The sequence below is a fragment of the Agrobacterium sp. 16-2014-1-2a genome (genome assembly GCF_053522705.1).
On record NZ_JBNWBX010000009.1, the window covers coordinates 92,720 to 109,893 of the forward strand.

Here is a 17,174-nt window from a genome sequence, read left to right on the forward strand (position 1 = left end):
TTCCGGGCGTAAAACTGCTACGCACTTTAGGAAATGCGCGACCATTGCGGGATCATGGAATGGCGCGCGGGCCGGCGGCTACGGTTGCGACGTCGCGAGCCAATGCATCATCGATTTCAGTTGGTGACACCTGAAGGAACTGGCGGCGGTTCATGGCGACAGCGACCGCGGGAATCTCTAGATGGGTTCCCACGCGGCGATACGCCGTGAAGCTGAGGCCCTCTATCAATTCCTCGTCTATGACCAGGCGATAAGTGCCCGCTCCCAAGGGTTCCGAAAGGGCCTCCAGACGGAACGGATGCGTGAATGTGATTTCGGTCTCTGTGGTTCTTTCGATCATGTCCAACACCGCTTTCGGTTGCGTTAAAACCCGCACAGTTACAGCCGGTTATCGCAACTATGCGCCGATCAGGATGTAAACGATCAACGCCACACTTGCCGCAGACAAGACGTAGCCAGCCAGCGTTGCGAGATTCTGTTTTGTCGGTTGGTGGAATATGGAAGACATGGCGTCCTCCTTTGTCGGGGCCAGGGTATTCAACCCTTAAACAGCAGCGCCCGTACTATAGCTGCTGGAACAAACACAGTGGACCCGTTTCATTCGTTTAGCAATGAAACAATCCTGATAATCCGAGGTGCTGATCGAAGACACCTCTATGTGAAGGCGAGGAGCGCCGTCACTCGTCTCGCGATTGCCCTTCTCCGTCGGAAGGCCGCAAAAGTCTCCGATATGCCAAAATTCGAATGCCTCACCAAATGATCTTGACAGGGGGCAAGTTTTGGATTTCCTTGTAAACCGGTTTAGTAAATCGCTTTACAAGCTCTATCAAGAGGCCAAAGGCCCACGGGAACAGGAACGGGAAGAATGATGGCGCCAAATCGCGCGACCAGTCTGAAGGATGTTGCCCGCACGGCGGGTGTTTCCGTCGCTACGGTGTCGCGGCTGCTCAACGGCTCACTGGAATTGCCTGCGGACACGAAGGCCCGCATCGAAGACGCCATTCGCCAGCTCAACTATGTTCCTAACCCGCATGCCCGGCGTCTGAGCCGTGGGCGCTCCGATACGATCGGTCTCGTCGTTCCCGATATCGGCAACCCGTTCTTCGGCATGCTGGTTGCAGCAGTGGAAGAGGAGGCAGACAGGCGCGGTCTTGCCGTATCGCTTTTCGCAACGTTGAACCGGCCGGGACGCGAACTGTCCTATCTGCGGCTTCTTGCCCGCAACCATGTCGACGGGCTGGTCTTCGTTACCAACCACCCCGATACGGACGAGCTTGCCGAGCTTATCAGCGCCACCGGCAAAGTCGTTGTGGTCGATGAAGACGTCAGTGGGGCATCCGTGCCGAAGCTGTTCTGTGACAATGAACAGGGCGGCCGCTTGGCTGGTGAACACCTTGCCGGATATGGCCACGAACGCGTACTTTATGTCGGCGGCCCGGCAGAGATGCTCAGCACGCAGCGGCGTTTCCTTGGGTTGGAGGCAGCGTTGCGGACACATTGCGGCTCCGAGCCGTCGATCATGCGCTATTGCGGCGACTATACCGCGGAGTTCGGTCGCGAGGCGGCCTTGCGTTTTCTTTCCGAAGGCCGTCCCGCCACGGCAATTTTCGCCAGCTCCGACGAAATCGCCATCGGGATGATTGAAGTCTTGCGGGCGCAGGGTGTGCGCATTCCGCAGGACGTATCGATGATCGGCTTCGACGATGTCGGCCCGCTGCATCTGTTCGATCCGCCGCTTACCGCCATTCGCCAGCCGGTCAGGGCCATTGGCCAGCGCGCCCTGTCGTTGCTCGCCGAAACCAATTGGGAACAGGAAACTCCGGCCCATCCGGAAGAGCTGCTTCCCGTAGAAATCGTCGTGCGGAGCTCCGTTGCGCCGCCGTCGAAACAATAATTGCGACGGACAAAACCAACAGAGGAAGAACGCAAATGACAATAATCAAACGCAGATATTTCTCCGCAGCCCTTGCCGCCACCTTTCTGGCCGGGGCGACGCTTTCCGCCGGCATTGCCGGTGCCGCGGAAAAGACGATAGCCCTGGTGCAGATCAACCAGCAGGCCATCTTTTTCAACGACATGAACAAGGGTGCGGAAAAGGCGGCGAAGGAAGCGGGCGTCAAGCTCGTCATCTTCAATGCCAATAACGATCCGGCAGCGCAAAACAGCGCCATCGAGACCTATATCCAGCAGAAGGTCGATGGGATCGCGGTCGTTGCCATTGATGTCAACGGCATCATGCCTGCGGTAAAGCAGGCCGCCGAAGCGAACATCCCAGTGGTCGCTATCGACGCAATATTGCCGGAAGGGCCTCAGAAGGCACAGATTGGCGTCGACAATGCCAAGGCTGGTGCCGACATGGGCAAGTTCTTCGTCGACTATGTGAAGTCAGACATGGGCGGCAAGGCCAAGATCGGCGTCGTCGGGGCCCTCAACTCATTCATACAGAATATCCGCCAGAAGGGCTTTGAGGACACGCTCAAGGATCAGCCCGGCATCACGGCGGCTGGCGTCGTTGACGGACAGAACGTGCAGGATACGGCTCTTTCCGCAGCGGAAAACCTCATAACCGGCAATCCGGATATGACCGCAATCTACGCAACGGGTGAACCGGCCCTTCTCGGCGCCGTCGCTGCCGTCGAAAGCCAGAGCAAGCAGAAGGACATCAAGGTCTTCGGCTGGGATCTGACCAAGCAGGCGATCGCTGGCATCGACGCTGGTTATGTCGCGGGTGTCATTCAGCAGGACCCGGCGGCCATGGGTGCTGCGGCCGTCAAGGCGCTGAAGACTGTTTCTGATGGTGGCAGTGTCGAAAAGACGATTGCCGTGCCCGTGACCATCGTCACCAAGGCCAATGTCGAGCCCTACCGGGCGGTCTTCAAATGATCGCCGGCGGACAGCACCCAACCGCTGTCACCGGCGCTGGGGGAGATATTCTCCCCCAGCATCTCTCCGGTGCGGCGCAAGAACCGCGCGTCTCGCTTCGCGGTATCGTAAAAACCTTCGGTTCACATCAGGCGCTGCGCGGCGTCGATCTCGACATCTATCCCGGTGAATGCCTGGGCCTTGTCGGTGACAACGCGGCTGGAAAATCGACGCTGACGAAGGTTATTTCCGGAACCTACATTCCGGATGAAGGATCCATTACGCTCGAAGGGGAAGAGGTCCGTTTCTCCGGTCCCGCCGATGCGCGCAATCGCAATATCGAGATGGTCTTTCAGGATTTGAGCCTCTGTGACCATATAGACGTGATCGGCAACCTGTTTCTTGGGCGCGAGATCACCAAGGGTCCGTTCCTCGACCGGCAGACGATGTTGGCCGAGGCCCGCAAGATGCTCGACGCGCTGGAAATCCGTATTCCAAGGTTGACGGCCAAGGTGGAAAAACTCTCCGGCGGACAGCGGCAGGCAATCGCAATCGCCCGTGCGGCGTCCTTCAATCCCAAGGTCCTGATCATGGACGAACCCACTTCGGCGCTTGCCGTAGCAGAGGTGGAGGCCGTTCTGGCGTTGATCAACCGGGTCAAGGCCAAGGGCGTGTCCGTCATCCTCATCACTCATCGTCTTCAGGATCTGTTCCGCGTGTGTGATCGCATCGCCGTCATGTACGAGGGAACGAAGGTCGCCGAACGGCAGATCAACGAAACCAGCCTCGAAGACCTCGTCAAACTGATCGTGGGAGGTCGCCATTGACCGTCTACACTGAACGCGCCAAGGGCTCACCCGTCGCCGATTTCATCGCCGAAAACGCGCAGGTCTTGTCCATAACGGCCTTTTTCATCGCCTGCATGCTGTTCTTTGCCGTAAGCACGGATACGTTCCTGACGGCAGGCAACCTGCTGAACGTCGTGCGTCAGGCCGCTCCCATCCTCATCGTTTCCGTCGCCATGACGCTTGTCATCATCACCGGCGGCATCGACCTGTCGGTCGGCTCCATGGTTGCGCTGATCAACGCCGTCGGTGCCATCCTCATGGCGGCGGGCTATCCGTGGCCTCTGGTGCTGGTCGCCATGCTCATGCTCGGAGCCGTGCTTGGTCTCTTGCAGGGCTGGTTCATTGCCTATCAGGGCATTCCGGCCTTCATCGTTACGCTCGCAGGCTTGTCCATCCTTCGAGGGGTCGCACTCTATATCACCCAAGGGTATTCGGTGCCGATTCCGGATGCGCCCGGCTTCTTTTTTCTCGGTCGCGGAGACCTGTTCGGTTTCCCGGTGCCGGCGCTGATCGGTATCCTCATCACTGTCGTGGCCTATGTGGTCATTTCGTCCACCCGCTACGGACGCCGGGTCGTGGCGGTAGGCTCCAATCTGGAGGCTGCCCGTCGTGTGGGTATGCCGGCAAAATGGATCCTTGCATCGGTCTATCTGGTCGCAGGCGTGGCATCCGCAATCGCTGGGCTGCTGATCGCGTCACGCCTTGGCTCGGGTTCCTCCAATGCTGCTGTCGGCTTTGAGCTGCAGGTCGTGGCAGCGGTTGTGCTTGGCGGCACATCTTTGATGGGCGGACGCGGAACCATTCTCGGCTCCGTGCTTGGCACCATGACCATTGCCGTGATCGGCAACGGGCTGATCCTGATGCATATTTCGCCCTTTTTCACACAGATCGTCACGGGCGCGATCATTCTTGCCGCCATCTGGCTGAACACGCGCATCTTCACCACCAACTTCCGCTTGGGTTCCAGAAAAAAGGGTTGAGGCCATGGTGGATGAACTCTCGAAAGGCCATATTCGCTCCGGCAATTTCATGACGGTTGCCGGTCCCGTCCCGGTGGAAAAGCTCGGCGTGACGCTGATGCACGAGCATATTCTCAACGATTGCCGCTGCTGGTGGCACGCACCGAAAACGCCGGAGCGGCAATATCTGGCAGAGGGCTTGGTCTGCCAGGAAATCCTCGGCGAACTTCGCCAGGATCCCTTCGTCAACAAGCACAACATCACGCTGGATGATGAGCCGCTTGCGATTAAAGAACTGCATGAATTCGCCGCTCAGGGCGGCCATACAGTGGTGGAGCCGACCTGCCAGGGTATCGGCAGAAATCCGCTTGCCCTCAGGCGGATATCCGAGGCGACCGGGCTCAACATCGTGATGGGGGCGGGTTATTATCTGGCCTCCTCCCATCCTGAGAAAGTGGCAGCGCTCAGCATCGACGACATCGCCAATGAAATCGTTCACGAGGCGCTTCAGGGCGTCGACGGAACCGGCGTGAAAATCGGTCTGATCGGAGAGATCGGTGTGTCCTCGGACTTCACCCCCGAGGAGCAAAAATCGCTGCGGGGTGCGGCGAGGGCGCAGGCCCGTACAGGTTTGCCCCTCATGGTGCATCTTCCGGGCTGGTTAAGGCTGGGTCACAGGGTTCTCGATGTAGTCGAGCAGGAAGGCGCGGATGTCAGTCACACCGTTCTGTGTCACATGAACCCGTCGCATGATGACCTTGGCTATCAGGGAGAACTTGCCGGCCGCGGTGCCTTCATCGAATACGACATGATCGGCATGGATTTCTTCTATGCCGATCAGCAGGTCCAATGCCCGAGTGACGACGAAGCGGCCAAAGCCATCGTCCAGCTGGTGGAGCGGGGATATCTGGACCGCATCCTGCTTTCCCACGATGTTTTCCTGAAGATGATGCTGACGCGGTATGGCGGCAATGGTTACGCCTATATCCTCAAGCATTTCCTGCCGCGATTGAAGCGGCATGGTCTGGATGACCTCACCTTGCAAATCCTCATGCGGGATAACCCGCGCTCGGTCTTCCAGGCGAAGACGTGACGAACCCATAGAAATGGAACGAAAAATGATAAAGAAAATACTTCTCGTGGGCGAAAGCTGGGTCAGCTCCGCCACTCACTACAAGGGCTTCGACCAGTTCGGCAGCGTCACCTTTCACTTGGGCGCGGAACCTCTGGTAAAGGCGCTCGAAGGTAGTGAATACGAGCTGACCTACCTGACGGCTCATGATGCTGTCGAGAAACTTCCCTTCGATATGGCGGGGCTGGATGCGTATGACGCGATCATCCTCTCTGACATCGGTGCCAATTCGCTGCTTTTGCCGCCTGCGGTTTGGTTGCACTCGAAAACCGTTCCAAACCGTCTGAAGCTTCTCAAGGCATGGGTCGAAAAGGGCGGCGGCCTGCTGATGGTTGGCGGATATTTCTCGTTCCAGGGTATCGATGGCAAGGCCCGGTGGCGTCGCACCCCCGTGGAAGATACGCTTCCCGTGACCTGCCTGCCATGGGATGACCGCGTTGAAATTCCAGAAGGATCGACGGCCGACATTCTGATGCCGGATCATCCCACCGTTGCAGGTCTTTCCGGCGAATGGCCGCTTCTCCTCGGTGTCAATGAGGTAGAGGTGCGCGAGCGCGCGGATGTGGACGTGGTCGCCCGCCTGCCTGCGGAGCAGGGCGGTCATCCGCTTCTGGTCACCGGCGTTTTTGGCCAGGGTCGGACAGCGGCGTGGACGTCCGACATTGGTCCGCACTGGCTCTCTCCCGCCTTCTGCGAATGGCAGGGCTACGGCCGTTTGTGGAAAAACATTCTGGGCTGGCTGACAGAAGCTCGCTGAGCGCGGCGGCATGTATCGGTGGAGAGGATCGTCAGTTGGACAAAATATCCGCGAGCTCAAGGATATCGGGAAAGGCTGAAAGCGTGCCCCGACGATTGACGGTCAGCGCAGATGCCTTTGCGCCATGCCTCAACGCCCGTTCATCCACACTGACGTTTCTCAACGCGGCGGAGGCCAGCGTGACGGCCATGAAGCAATCGCCAGCACCCGTCGTGTCGACAACGCCAGTTTTTTCGGCGGGCACGGTCAGGCATTGGTTTGTCGTGCCAAGCATCGAACCCTCGCCGCCAAGGGTGAGGATGACCTGGCGGACACCGGCTGAAATGAGCAATTTTATCGCTGTCGAGCCGGTATCCCCGGTCAGGGCGGCCGCTTCGCCGCGGTTGAGGAAAGCGATGTCCGTGAGCGGCCAGAGACTTTCAAACCAGGGTTGGAGAGGTGACGGATTGAATGCGGTGATCATTCCCGTTGCCTTTGCCTGCGACAGTGCGAGACGGGTGGTTGTTTCGCCCAGATTGCCTTGCACGACGAGAAGGTCGCCGGGGCTGGCTGTACCAAGGGTTCCGGCCACGTCTTCCGGGGTCAGGGATTGTGCGCAGGCAGTGGTCGTGACGATGCTGTTTTCACCATCGGGCGTGTTGAAGATGATGGAGAGATCGCTGGTCTGCCCATCCATGCCAATGAGGTCGGCGGTCAGAGGTTCGGTTGCAAGGCGGGCGCGGATGGTCGCAGACCTGTCATCTGTACCTACAGCAGCAGTCAATGTGGTATCGAGCCCGCATCGGGCCATGACAATGGCTTGATTGCAGCCTTTTCCGCCAAGATCGCGGAAGGCCTGCCGGCCGAAAATCGAAGCCCCGGCTTCCGGCAGGGCGGAAACGGAATAGGTTTCGTCGAGCGCGATATTGCCGATGACGAAGGCACGCATGAAAAACTTTCGAGAGGACAAGGCATGCAGATCATATCCGACAATAGGGCGAATGCCATCCAGGAAATCTTTGGTCGTGACAAGGCCTTGATCGGCATGGTGCATTGCCCGCCGTTTCCCGGAGCACCAAGGTATCGTGGCGCGGCCATGGATGCCATCTACGACGTCTGCATGCGCGATGCCGAGGCTTTGATCGAAGGCGGTATGCATGGTCTTCTCGTTGAAAACCATGGCGATATTCCCTTTTCCAAGCCGGAGGATATCGGTCATGAGACACCTGCCTTCATGAGCGTGGTGACTGACCGGGTCGCGCGGGCGACTGGCGTTCCGCTCGGTATCAACGTGCTTGCCAATGCGCCGATCCCGGCTTTCGCCACTGCCATGGCAGGCGGGGCGAAATTCATCCGCGTCAACCAGTGGGCCAATGCCTATGTCGCCAACGAGGGTTTCATGGAAGGGCGTGCGGCGGAAGCGATGCGTTATCGATCCCTGCTCAGGGCCGAGCACATAAAGGTTTTCGCCGACAGCCACGTCAAGCATGGCGCGCATGCTATCACGGGTGATCGTAGCATCGATGAGCTGACCCGCGACCTTGCCTTCTTTGATGCGGATGCGGTGATCGCTACTGGCCAGCGAACCGGCAACAGCGCAACGATCGCGGAAATCGAAGAGATCGGGCAGGCCACACATCTTCCGCTTCTGGTCGGTTCTGGTGTTGGGGAAGCCAATATCGTTGAAATCCTGAAGCGCACCAGCGGTGTCATCGTCGCTTCGTCGCTAAAACAGGGCGGTGTCTGGTGGAACCCTGTCGAGCCTGCCCGTGTGCGATCGTTTGTTGAGGCGGCGCAGCCAGGGCTTTCGGGTTGAGGGCAAACGGGAAATGATGATGACGCAAACTCTTTCGATCAACGGGCAGCGACTTATCGATCGACTCGACCGGTTTGCGCAAATAGGCGCGACGGCAAAGGGTGGCGTAAACCGCCAGGCCTTGACCGGCCTCGACCGGCAGGCGCGGCAATTGCTGACGGAGCTGGCGCTGCAGCGCGGCTTCAAGGTCTTTCAGGACCCGATTGCCAATCTGTTCATTCGCCGCGAGGGGCGCAACCCGGATCTGTCGCCGCTGCTTATCGGCAGTCATCTCGACAGTCAGCCTGCAGGCGGTCGTTTTGACGGTGCGCTCGGCACGCTCGCAGCTTTTGAGGTTCTGGAAACACTCGAAGATTGCGGGGTGGAAACCGAGCGGCCGGTGGAGGTCGTGTCGTTCACGAATGAAGAGGGCTGCCGCTTCGCGCCGGGCTGCATGGGCTCCATGGCCTTTGCGGCCGGTTCAATTCCAAGCGCCTGGGAGACCATGCGCGCGACTGACGGTGCGCTTTTCGCAGATGAACTCTCCGCCACGCTGGAAAGTCTCCCGGTTGCCGCGATGCGGCCTCTGGGCACGCCGGTTTTCGCTTATCTCGAGGTCCATATCGAGCAAGGCCCTTCATTGGAAAAAGAGGGCTTACCGATCGGCATCGTCACCGGCATACAGGGAACGCGCTGGCTGGAGGTGATTATCGACGGGCAGACCGCCCACGCTGGAACAACGGCGCTGCAATATCGGCATGACCCCATGCAAGCCACGGTCAACGCGCTGTCTGAACTCTATCGCGACATCATGCCAGCCGATCCGGCCGCGCGTTTCACGATTGGCCGAATGGCCCTTGAACCCGGCGCGGTGAACGCGATCCCGGCAACGGTGCGCTTCACGATCGATTTTAGACACCCTTCGCTGACAACAATCGGCGTCATGGAGCAGACAATCCGCATGGCTATCCAACAGGCAGCGGCGGACACAGGCTGCTCGGCGACTATTTCGCAGATTTTCGACATGCCGCCGGCAAGTTTTCCGGATGAATTGCTTGCCGTATTGGATCAGGCCGCACAAGAGCGGGACTTTGCAACAAAGAGAATGCTCTCCGGCGCATTCCACGATGCGCTTTTTATGAACCGCGTCGCGCCATCGGCCATGATTTTCGTACCCTGCCGGGATGGTCTCAGTCACAATGAGGCTGAATATGTGGAGCAGGAGCATAGTATTGCGGGTGGCAACATGCTCTTGGCTTCGCTTCTCCAGCTGCTAGCGCCGACGGGAGCGTCGTAAATCGAATGTTTGCTGGGTGCTTTCGCCCCTTCGTAGGGTTGCTCCGTTTGCAGATCACTGCGCGCTGGCCGATCGCGAGTGTAATTCGGTTGAGAAAAAGCCGAAATGAATCAGCGCTGTAGCAAGCGATCGTATGAAACTACGTTTTGCTTGAAACTTTCCTCCTGTCGCTCTCGTCACTTGTGCTGTTCCCCGAGACAGGAACGACAGGCCTTCAGAGGCGCGCTTCCGCGCCGAGGCGATTAGGGAAGAGGAATATTCAATGTTCAAGTCCGCAATCCGTACGCTCGCCCTTGCGACGGCAATCTCGACTCTTGCTTCGGGTGCCTTTGCTGAAAATCCAAAGGTCGGCGGTGCTGCAATGTACGAAAACAAGAACATCATCGAGAATGCCGTCAACTCGAAGGATCACACCACGCTGGTCGCCGCCGTCAAGGCTGCCGGTCTCGTAGAAACCCTTCAGGGCAAGGGACCGTTCACGGTCTTCGCTCCGACCAATGAGGCCTTTGCCAAATTGCCGAAGGGTACAGTCGAAACTCTGCTGAAGCCGGAAAACAAGGCGCAGCTGACCAAGATCCTGACCTGTCATGTCGTGGCGGCCGATGCCATGTCCAGCGCCATCGAGAAGATGATCAAGGATGACAACGGCACCCATGATGTGAAGACGGTCGGCGGCTGCATCCTCAAGGCGAAGGAAAGCATGGGCAAGATCACCCTGACCGACGAAGCGGGTGGTGTTGCGCATGTGACGATCGCCGACGTCAAGCAGTCGAACGGCGTCATTCATGTCATCGACAAGGTTCTGCTTCCGAAGATGTGATTGCTCTTATCTTCTGCATGCCTGATCCGGCCACCTCCTCGGTGGCCGGATTTTTTTGTGCTCGACGTTGCTTCTATCGGTGAGGCAATGGTTTGCCGGCATCGCGTACGGCAGGCCGCGGGGAGGAATGCCGGGCGCATCCCTGAGGGCACGACGGCAGACGGCATGCCTGCCCGCATGTTCTCCTGTTCCGTTATCGAAAACAGAAACAGAGTGCGCTATCTTGCCTTCCGGCCCTGGTTGACGTACTCGAAATCGATAGGACCCTGGGCCGATTAACAATAGTGTTTCGTGGCGCTGCGTTTCGGCGCCATACACCTCATGACGTTGGGATTGCGATGAACCTTTACTTGGATTACCTGGCTGAGATCGAAAGCAGAAAAACTCAAGGGCTCGCTCCCAAGCCGATCGACGATGGCGGATTAACCGGCGAAATCATTGCCTTGATCAGGGATACCGGTAGCGAATATCGCGCGGATGCCCTCAAATTCTTCATTTACAACACCTTGCCAGGCACCACGAGCGCTGCCGGCGTCAAGGCCGCCTTTCTGAAGCAGATCATTCTGGGCGAAACTGTCGTTCCGGAGATCACGCCCACTTTCGCCCTTGAACTGCTGTCGCATATGAAGGGTGGCCCCTCCATCGAAGCGCTGCTCGACATCGCCCTTGGTGATGATGCCGGGCTTGCCCAGCCGGCAGGCGAAGTGCTGAAGACGCAGGTCTTCCTCTATGACGCCGACATGTTCCGGCTGCGCGATGCCTTCAAGGCGGGCAATACCGTCGCGAAGGGCGTTCTTGAGAGCTATGCCAAGGCTGAGTTCTTCACCAAGCTTCCCGATGTCGAGGATGAGATCAAGGTCGTGACCTTCATCGCCGCCGAAGGCGATATCTCTACCGATCTTCTGTCCCCTGGCAACCAGGCGCATTCGCGCTCCGACCGGCAGCTGCACGGCCAGTGTATGATCACGCCGGAAGCGCAGGCGGAAATCGTCGCGCTGCAGAAGCAGCATCCCGACAAGCGGGTGATGATGATCGCCGAAAAGGGCACGATGGGCGTCGGCTCGTCGCGCATGTCGGGCGTCAACAACGTGGCGCTGTGGACCGGCAAGCAGGCCAGCCCCTATGTGCCCTTCGTCAACTTCGCCCCGATCGTTGCCGGCACCAACGGCATTTCGCCGATCTTCGCCACCACTGTCGATGTGACGGGCGGCATCGGCATCAACCTCAAGAACTGGGTGAAGAAACTCGGCGAAGACGGCAAGCCTATCCTCAACAATGACGGCAATCCGGTTCTGGAGCAGAAATATTCGGTTGAGACCGGCACCGTTTTGAAGATCGACGCCAAGAACTACAAGCTTCGTGACGAGAACGGCACGGAACTGGTCGATCTCTCATCCTCCTTCACACCGCAGAAGATGGAATTCATGAAGGCAGGCAGCTCCTATGCCATCGTCTTCGGCAAGAAGCTCCAGACGTTTGCGGCGGAAACGCTTGGCGTCGAGGCCACCCCTGTCTTTGCGCCCAACAAGGAAATCTCCATCGAAGGCCAGGGCCTCACCGCCGTGGAGAAGATCTTCAACCGCAACGCCGTTGGCGTGACGCCTGGCAAGGTGCTGCATGCTGGCTCGGATGTCCGCGTGAAAGTGAACATCGTCGGCTCGCAGGATACGACCGGCCTGATGACCGCGCAGGAACTTGAGGCGATGGCGGCAACCGTCATTTCGCCGCTGGTGGATGGTGCGTACCAGTCGGGTTGCCACACGGCCTCCGTCTGGGACAAGAAGGCGCAGGCGAACATTCCGAAGCTCATGTCCTTCATGAACAACTTCGGCGTCATCACTGCCCGCGACCCCAAGGGCGTCTATCATTCGATGACGGACGTGATCCACAAGGTGCTGAACGACATCACCGTGGACGACTGGGCGATCATCATCGGCGGCGACAGCCACACCCGCATGTCCAAGGGCGTGGCCTTCGGTGCCGACTCGGGCACTGTGGCGCTGGCACTGGCGACGGGCGAGGCGACCATGCCGATCCCGCAATCCGTCAAGGTCACCTTCAAGGGCAAGATGCAGCCGCATATGGATTTCCGCGATGTTGTCCATGCGACGCAGGCGCAGATGCTGAAGCAGCATGGCGACAACGTTTTCCAGGGCCGCATCATTGAAGTCCATATCGGCACGCTGCTCGCCGACCAGGCCTTCACCTTTACCGACTGGACGGCCGAGATGAAGGCCAAGGCGTCGATCTGTATCTCTGAAGACGAGACGCTGATCGAGTCGCTGGAAATCGCCAAGTCGCGTATCCAGATCATGATCGACAAGGGCATGGATAATGCCGCCCAGACACTGAAGGGCCTGATCGCCAAGGCAGATCAGCGTATTGCCGAAATCCGCTCGGGCGAAAAGCCCGCTCTGACCCCTGACGACAATGCGAAATATTTCGCTGAAGTCGTCGTGGATCTGGACGTGATCGACGAACCGATGATCGCCGACCCCGACGTCAACAACACCGATGTCTCCCGGCGCTACACCCATGACACGATCCGTCCGGTGTCCTATTACGGCGGCACCAAGAAGGTCGATCTGGGCTTCGTCGGTTCGTGCATGGTGCATAAGGGCGACATAAAGATCGTCGCCCAGATGCTGAAGAACATCGAGAAGGCCGAAGGCAAGGTCGAGTTCAAGGCGCCGCTCGTGGTCGCGGCACCGACCTATAACATCATCGACGAGCTGAAGGCGGAAGGGGATTGGGAAATCCTGCAGAAGTATTCCGGCTTCGAGTTCGATGATCTCAAGCCGAAGACTGCCAACCGGACGGAATACGAGAACATCCTCTATCTGGAGCGCCCGGGCTGCAACCTTTGCATGGGCAACCAGGAGAAGGCGGAGAAGGGTGATACTGTTCTGGCAACCTCGACCCGTCTCTTCCAGGGCCGCGTTGTTGAGGACACTGCCGAGAAGAAGGGTGAATCGCTGCTGGCCTCGACCCCTGTCGTGGTACTGTCGGCAATCCTTGGCCGCACACCGAGCGCTGAGGAATACAAGGCCGCCGTGGTAGGTATCGATCTGACCAAGTTCGCACCGCCGAAAGCTGCGCCAATCGATTCCCTGTCTGTCCAATACTAAAGTATTTCCGGGCGTAGGACTTTTACGTCCGGAAAAACGTTTGAAACCAAAGATATAGAGCGCGTCCACCGAATTCAGTTGAAACCGGACGCGCTCTAGGGTTGAAATTACCCGTCAAATTCTTTGCAAAACGCCACAATCACGCGAAAAAACGCCGGCACATAACTTCTGATTAATACGCCTGCGGCAGAATAGGAATGATAATTACTTTCGATTAAATATCTATCCGGCAAGAAGCGGCGAGTATGTCTGAAATACGCTCATTTATTGCGGACGATCTCGTGTCCGTGGCTGACATGTTTCACCGTTTTTTGCGGAAGAAAGATGGGGCCGCGACAGATGATCTGACCTCATATTTGCGCGCCGTCTTTCTCGAAAATTCAAACATAAACCCGGATATTCACTCCAAGGTCTATGTGCGCGACGATGGCCGCGTGTCTGGATTTCTGGGCGTTTTGCCCGTGGCAATGGAACTTAATGGCCGGAACATACAGGCCGCTGTCTGCTCTTCCTTTGTCGCTGAAGACCGTGAGACCGATCCCTTTGCCGGAGCGCGTTTGCTGCGCGAAGTTTTGGGTGGACCTCAGGAGCTGACATTCGGGGAGACGATCAACGACGTTTCCGCCGATATGTGGAAGACGATGCGCGGCCAGCTGCTCGCCTCCTACAGTCTCGATTGGCTGCGGATTTTACGCCCGGCTTCATTCGGGCTGGAAATAGCCGCTGATCGTTTCTCCAGCACTTTCCGCGCGCTGACGCCGTTCAGCAAGATCATCGACCGCACCATTTCGGCGCGTGGCCATGGGCGAGCATTATCCTATTACGCATCACATCCGGACAAGGTGGACAGCTTTACCGACGACGACGCGAGCGATACCGAATTCGCGCGCCTGGCACGGGAACTCGTCGGCCACTTTCCGCTCCATCCCGTTTGGACCGAGGAAAGCCTGTTGCACATGCTCCAACACGCCAAACGCAAACGACTGCACGGCGAACCAGTCCAGCGGATTGTGAGGGCCCGCGGCGGCAGAGCGGTGGGGCTTTTTCTTTACCACGGCAATCCAACGGGCATCGGCCGGACGCTGCAGATCATGGCCGTGCCCGGGCAGGAGCAGATCGTGATCGACCGGCTGATCCGCAATGCCTATGATCGTGGTCTCGCGGCCATCAGAGGTCGCACCCAGCCGGCACTGCTGCGGGCGATGCTCGGCAAGAAATGCACGTTTCTGCATGCGTCATCCACCATCGTGCATTCGCGCAATGCGGACCTCCTCAAGGCAGCGACGGATGGAACGGCATTCTTTAACGGCTTTTGCGGTGAAAGCTGGACGCGCCTCATCGGTGACAGCTTTGGTCAGGCGGTCGAGTAATGTGCGGAATTGCCGGATTTTATCGACACGACATGCCGGCCGAGCACGCAAACGAGCGCCTTGCGCTGATGGCGTCGCGTCTTAAGCATCGTGGTCCAGATGCGCATGGAGCCCTGCTGCGCTGCGATGTCGGCCTTGCCCACGCACGGCTGGCGATTGTGGGCATTGCCGATGGCACGCAGCCGATGCGCACCGTCGAAGACGATCTTGCCATTTCCTTCAACGGCGAAATCTTCAATCACGTCGAACTGCGCGAAACGCTGTCCGCACGCGGCCACCATTTCCGCACCCACTCCGACACCGAAGTCATCCTGCATGACTATCGAGACAAGGGGCTGGATTGCCTCAACGAATTCAACGGCGATTTTGCCTTCGCCCTGCACGACGCCCGCAACGACACGCTGGTGCTTGCGCGTGACCGGATGGGTGTCCGGCCGCTTTATTATACGTGGCATGAAGGTACGTTTTATTTCGCATCCGAGATCGGGGCGCTTCTGGCGTTGCCGGGAATGACGGCCGAGATCGATCCGGTGGCGCTGGATCAGATATTCACCTTCTGGTTCCCGTTGCCGCCGCGCACCGCCTTTCGCGGCATTCACGAATTGCCGCCCGGTCATCTGATGATCCTGCGCGATGGCGCGTCCACGGTACGGCGCTGGTGGCAGCTTTCCTATCCCGACGGCAAGGACGCAGCACCGCCGGCAAGCCTTGGCGCGCAGGTGGAAGAGCTGACGGCGCTGCTGGCCGACGCAACGCGGATCAGGCTTCGCGCCGATGTGCCTGTCGGCTCCTATCTGTCAGGCGGGCTCGATTCCTCCCTCGTTTCTGCCCTGGCTGCGCAAAGCGTTAGCCGAGGCCTGCGCACATTTTCGCTGGCCTTCGAAAGTGCGGAGCACGACGAAAGTATCTGGCAGAAAACAATGAGCCAGCATCTTGGCGTCGCATCCGAAACCACGGAGTGCTCAACTGCGGACATAGCGCAATACATGCCTGAGGTCATGGAGCACGTGCAGACACCCATTCTTCGCACAGCGCCGGTGCCGCTTTACCTGCTTTCCCGGCATGTACGCAAACGGGGCATGAAGGTGGTGCTGACCGGTGAAGGTGCTGATGAGCTGTTCGCTGGCTACGATATTTTCCGCGAAGAGCGGGTACGGCGCTTTTGCAGCCGCCAGCCGCAATCGGCTCGCCGGCCGAAACTGTTCCAGCGGCTTTATCCCTACCTTCCGGGGCTGAAACAGCAGACGCCGGATTATCTGGCACGCTTCTTCTCCTTCGGCGCAGAAGCCACCGACGAGCCGCTGTTTTCCCATCGGCCGCGCTTGCGCTCGACGGCGGCGGCGAAAATCTTCTTTTCAGCGGAATTGAAAGCGCAGCTTGGCGACTACGACGCTGCGGCCGATCTTGCCGCGCAGTTGCCGGAGGATTTCGGCCGCTGGCATCCGCTTCATCAGGCGCAGTACCTCGAGACAGCATTTCTCTTGCCCGGCTATATTCTGTCCAGTCAGGGAGACCGGGTCATGATGGCAAATGGAGTGGAGGGCCGGTTTCCGTTCCTCGATCCCCGTGTGGTGGACTTTGCCGCAGCGCTCCATCCCGAGGCGAAACTGCGCGGTCTGAAGGAAAAGTATATCCTCAAACAGGCTGCAGCCGAGCTGGTGCCCGATGCGATCTTAAACCGACCCAAGCAGCCCTATCGCGCGCCCGACGCAGAAGCCTTCGCGGATGCCGGCTATCTCGACACCGTACTTTCTACCGGTCAAGTGAGGACCACCGGCCTGTTCAATGCCCAGGCGGTGGAAAAGCTGACAACCAAGGTGCGGCAAAAACAGGCGACCGGCTTTCGCGACAACGCCGCCTTCGTCGGCATACTCTCGACCCAGCTTCTGCATTCTGCCACGACCCAGAATTCCACAATGTCATCGCAAAAAATCGAAGGAAGCTCCAAATGACCAATGAAAGCACCGGCATGAAAGCCGAAATTCGCGGTTTCATCATCGAAAACTTTCTGTTCGGTGACGAAAGCCGGCCGTTTGGCGACGATCTTTCGTTGATCGACAATGACATGGTCGATTCCACGGGAATTCTCGAATTGGTGAGCTTCATCGAGGAACGCTACGGCGTCCGCGTTGCCGACGGCGATATCGTACCGGCCAATCTCGATACGATCGACAACATCGCCGCCTTCATCGGTCGCAAGCAGACCGCCTGAAATTTCGGGAAGCGC

At 58.5% G+C, this 17,174-nt stretch carries 15 protein-coding genes; 13 read left to right on the forward strand and 2 right to left on the reverse strand.

Annotated elements, in window-relative coordinates; genetic code table 11:
- Positions 1-52: 52 nt before the first annotated feature.
- On the reverse strand, positions 53-340 hold the full coding sequence (locus ACQZ45_RS22275; RefSeq protein ID WP_013762209.1) for a hypothetical protein: 288 nt from the start codon (positions 338-340) through the stop codon (positions 53-55).
- Positions 341-868: 528 nt separating this feature from the next.
- On the opposite strand from ACQZ45_RS22275, the gene ACQZ45_RS22280 reads away from it, so the two are divergent.
- The 6 genes from ACQZ45_RS22280 to ACQZ45_RS22305 are packed head-to-tail and all read left to right on the forward strand — an operon-like array spanning position 869 to position 6,558.
- Positions 869-1,894, forward strand: a complete 1,026-nt coding sequence (locus tag ACQZ45_RS22280; protein ID WP_013762211.1) for a LacI family DNA-binding transcriptional regulator — start codon at positions 869-871, stop codon at positions 1,892-1,894.
- A 35-nt stretch (positions 1,895-1,929) separates the two neighbouring features.
- On the forward strand, positions 1,930-2,883 hold the full coding sequence (locus ACQZ45_RS22285) for an ABC transporter substrate-binding protein (protein ID WP_025595134.1): 954 nt from the start codon (positions 1,930-1,932) through the stop codon (positions 2,881-2,883).
- On the forward strand, positions 2,880-3,689 hold the full coding sequence (locus tag ACQZ45_RS22290; RefSeq protein WP_013762213.1) for an ATP-binding cassette domain-containing protein: 810 nt from the start codon (positions 2,880-2,882) through the stop codon (positions 3,687-3,689). The genes ACQZ45_RS22285 and ACQZ45_RS22290 overlap by 4 nt, the downstream gene beginning before the upstream one ends.
- Positions 3,686-4,690, forward strand: a complete 1,005-nt coding sequence (locus ACQZ45_RS22295) for an ABC transporter permease (RefSeq protein WP_003518264.1) — start codon at positions 3,686-3,688, stop codon at positions 4,688-4,690. Before ACQZ45_RS22290 ends, ACQZ45_RS22295 begins: the two co-directional genes overlap by 4 nt.
- A gap of 4 nt (positions 4,691-4,694) precedes the next feature.
- Positions 4,695-5,762: a phosphotriesterase family protein gene (locus ACQZ45_RS22300; protein ID WP_013762214.1), complete on the forward strand. Its 1,068-nt coding sequence runs from the start codon at positions 4,695-4,697 to the stop codon at positions 5,760-5,762.
- Between the two features lie 25 nt (positions 5,763-5,787).
- Complete coding sequence (locus ACQZ45_RS22305; protein WP_025595133.1) at positions 5,788-6,558, forward strand: glutamine amidotransferase; 771 nt, start codon at positions 5,788-5,790, stop codon at positions 6,556-6,558.
- A 31-nt stretch (positions 6,559-6,589) separates the two neighbouring features.
- Here the strand turns inward: ACQZ45_RS22305 and ACQZ45_RS22310 are convergent, their stop codons facing one another.
- Entirely contained in the window at positions 6,590-7,486 is an 897-nt protein-coding gene (locus ACQZ45_RS22310) for a ribokinase (protein ID WP_448742554.1), read from the reverse strand.
- Positions 7,487-7,510: 24 nt separating this feature from the next.
- Here ACQZ45_RS22310 and ACQZ45_RS22315 point away from each other — a divergent pair, with 24 nt between their 5' ends.
- The 7 genes from ACQZ45_RS22315 (at position 7,511) to ACQZ45_RS22345 (ending at position 17,159) form a co-directional block, all read left to right on the forward strand.
- Positions 7,511-8,353 (forward strand): BtpA/SgcQ family protein, encoded by an 843-nt coding sequence (locus ACQZ45_RS22315; protein ID WP_025595132.1) that lies wholly within the window; start codon positions 7,511-7,513, stop codon positions 8,351-8,353.
- Between the two features lie 19 nt (positions 8,354-8,372).
- Positions 8,373-9,629: a Zn-dependent hydrolase gene (locus tag ACQZ45_RS22320; protein ID WP_025595131.1), complete on the forward strand. Its 1,257-nt coding sequence runs from the start codon at positions 8,373-8,375 to the stop codon at positions 9,627-9,629.
- Positions 9,630-9,891: 262 nt separating this feature from the next.
- The gene (locus ACQZ45_RS22325) at positions 9,892-10,449 is read left to right on the forward strand and encodes a fasciclin domain-containing protein (RefSeq protein ID WP_003518253.1); all 558 of its coding nucleotides are present in this window, start codon (positions 9,892-9,894) and stop codon (positions 10,447-10,449) included.
- 338 nt (positions 10,450-10,787) lie between these two features.
- Positions 10,788-13,577 carry a bifunctional aconitate hydratase 2/2-methylisocitrate dehydratase gene (locus ACQZ45_RS22330; protein WP_112178896.1) on the forward strand — a complete coding sequence of 930 codons (2,790 nt, stop codon included), beginning with the start codon at positions 10,788-10,790 and terminating at the stop codon, positions 13,575-13,577.
- Positions 13,578-13,822: 245 nt separating this feature from the next.
- Complete coding sequence (locus ACQZ45_RS22335; RefSeq protein ID WP_013762220.1) at positions 13,823-14,947, forward strand: hypothetical protein; 1,125 nt, start codon at positions 13,823-13,825, stop codon at positions 14,945-14,947.
- The gene (asnB, locus tag ACQZ45_RS22340; protein ID WP_448742555.1) at positions 14,947-16,899 is read left to right on the forward strand and encodes an asparagine synthase (glutamine-hydrolyzing); all 1,953 of its coding nucleotides are present in this window, start codon (positions 14,947-14,949) and stop codon (positions 16,897-16,899) included. The genes ACQZ45_RS22335 and asnB overlap by 1 nt, the downstream gene beginning before the upstream one ends.
- Positions 16,896-17,159 (forward strand): acyl carrier protein, encoded by a 264-nt coding sequence (locus tag ACQZ45_RS22345; RefSeq protein ID WP_003518245.1) that lies wholly within the window; start codon positions 16,896-16,898, stop codon positions 17,157-17,159. The genes asnB and ACQZ45_RS22345 overlap by 4 nt, the downstream gene beginning before the upstream one ends.
- Positions 17,160-17,174: the final 15 nt, after the last annotated feature.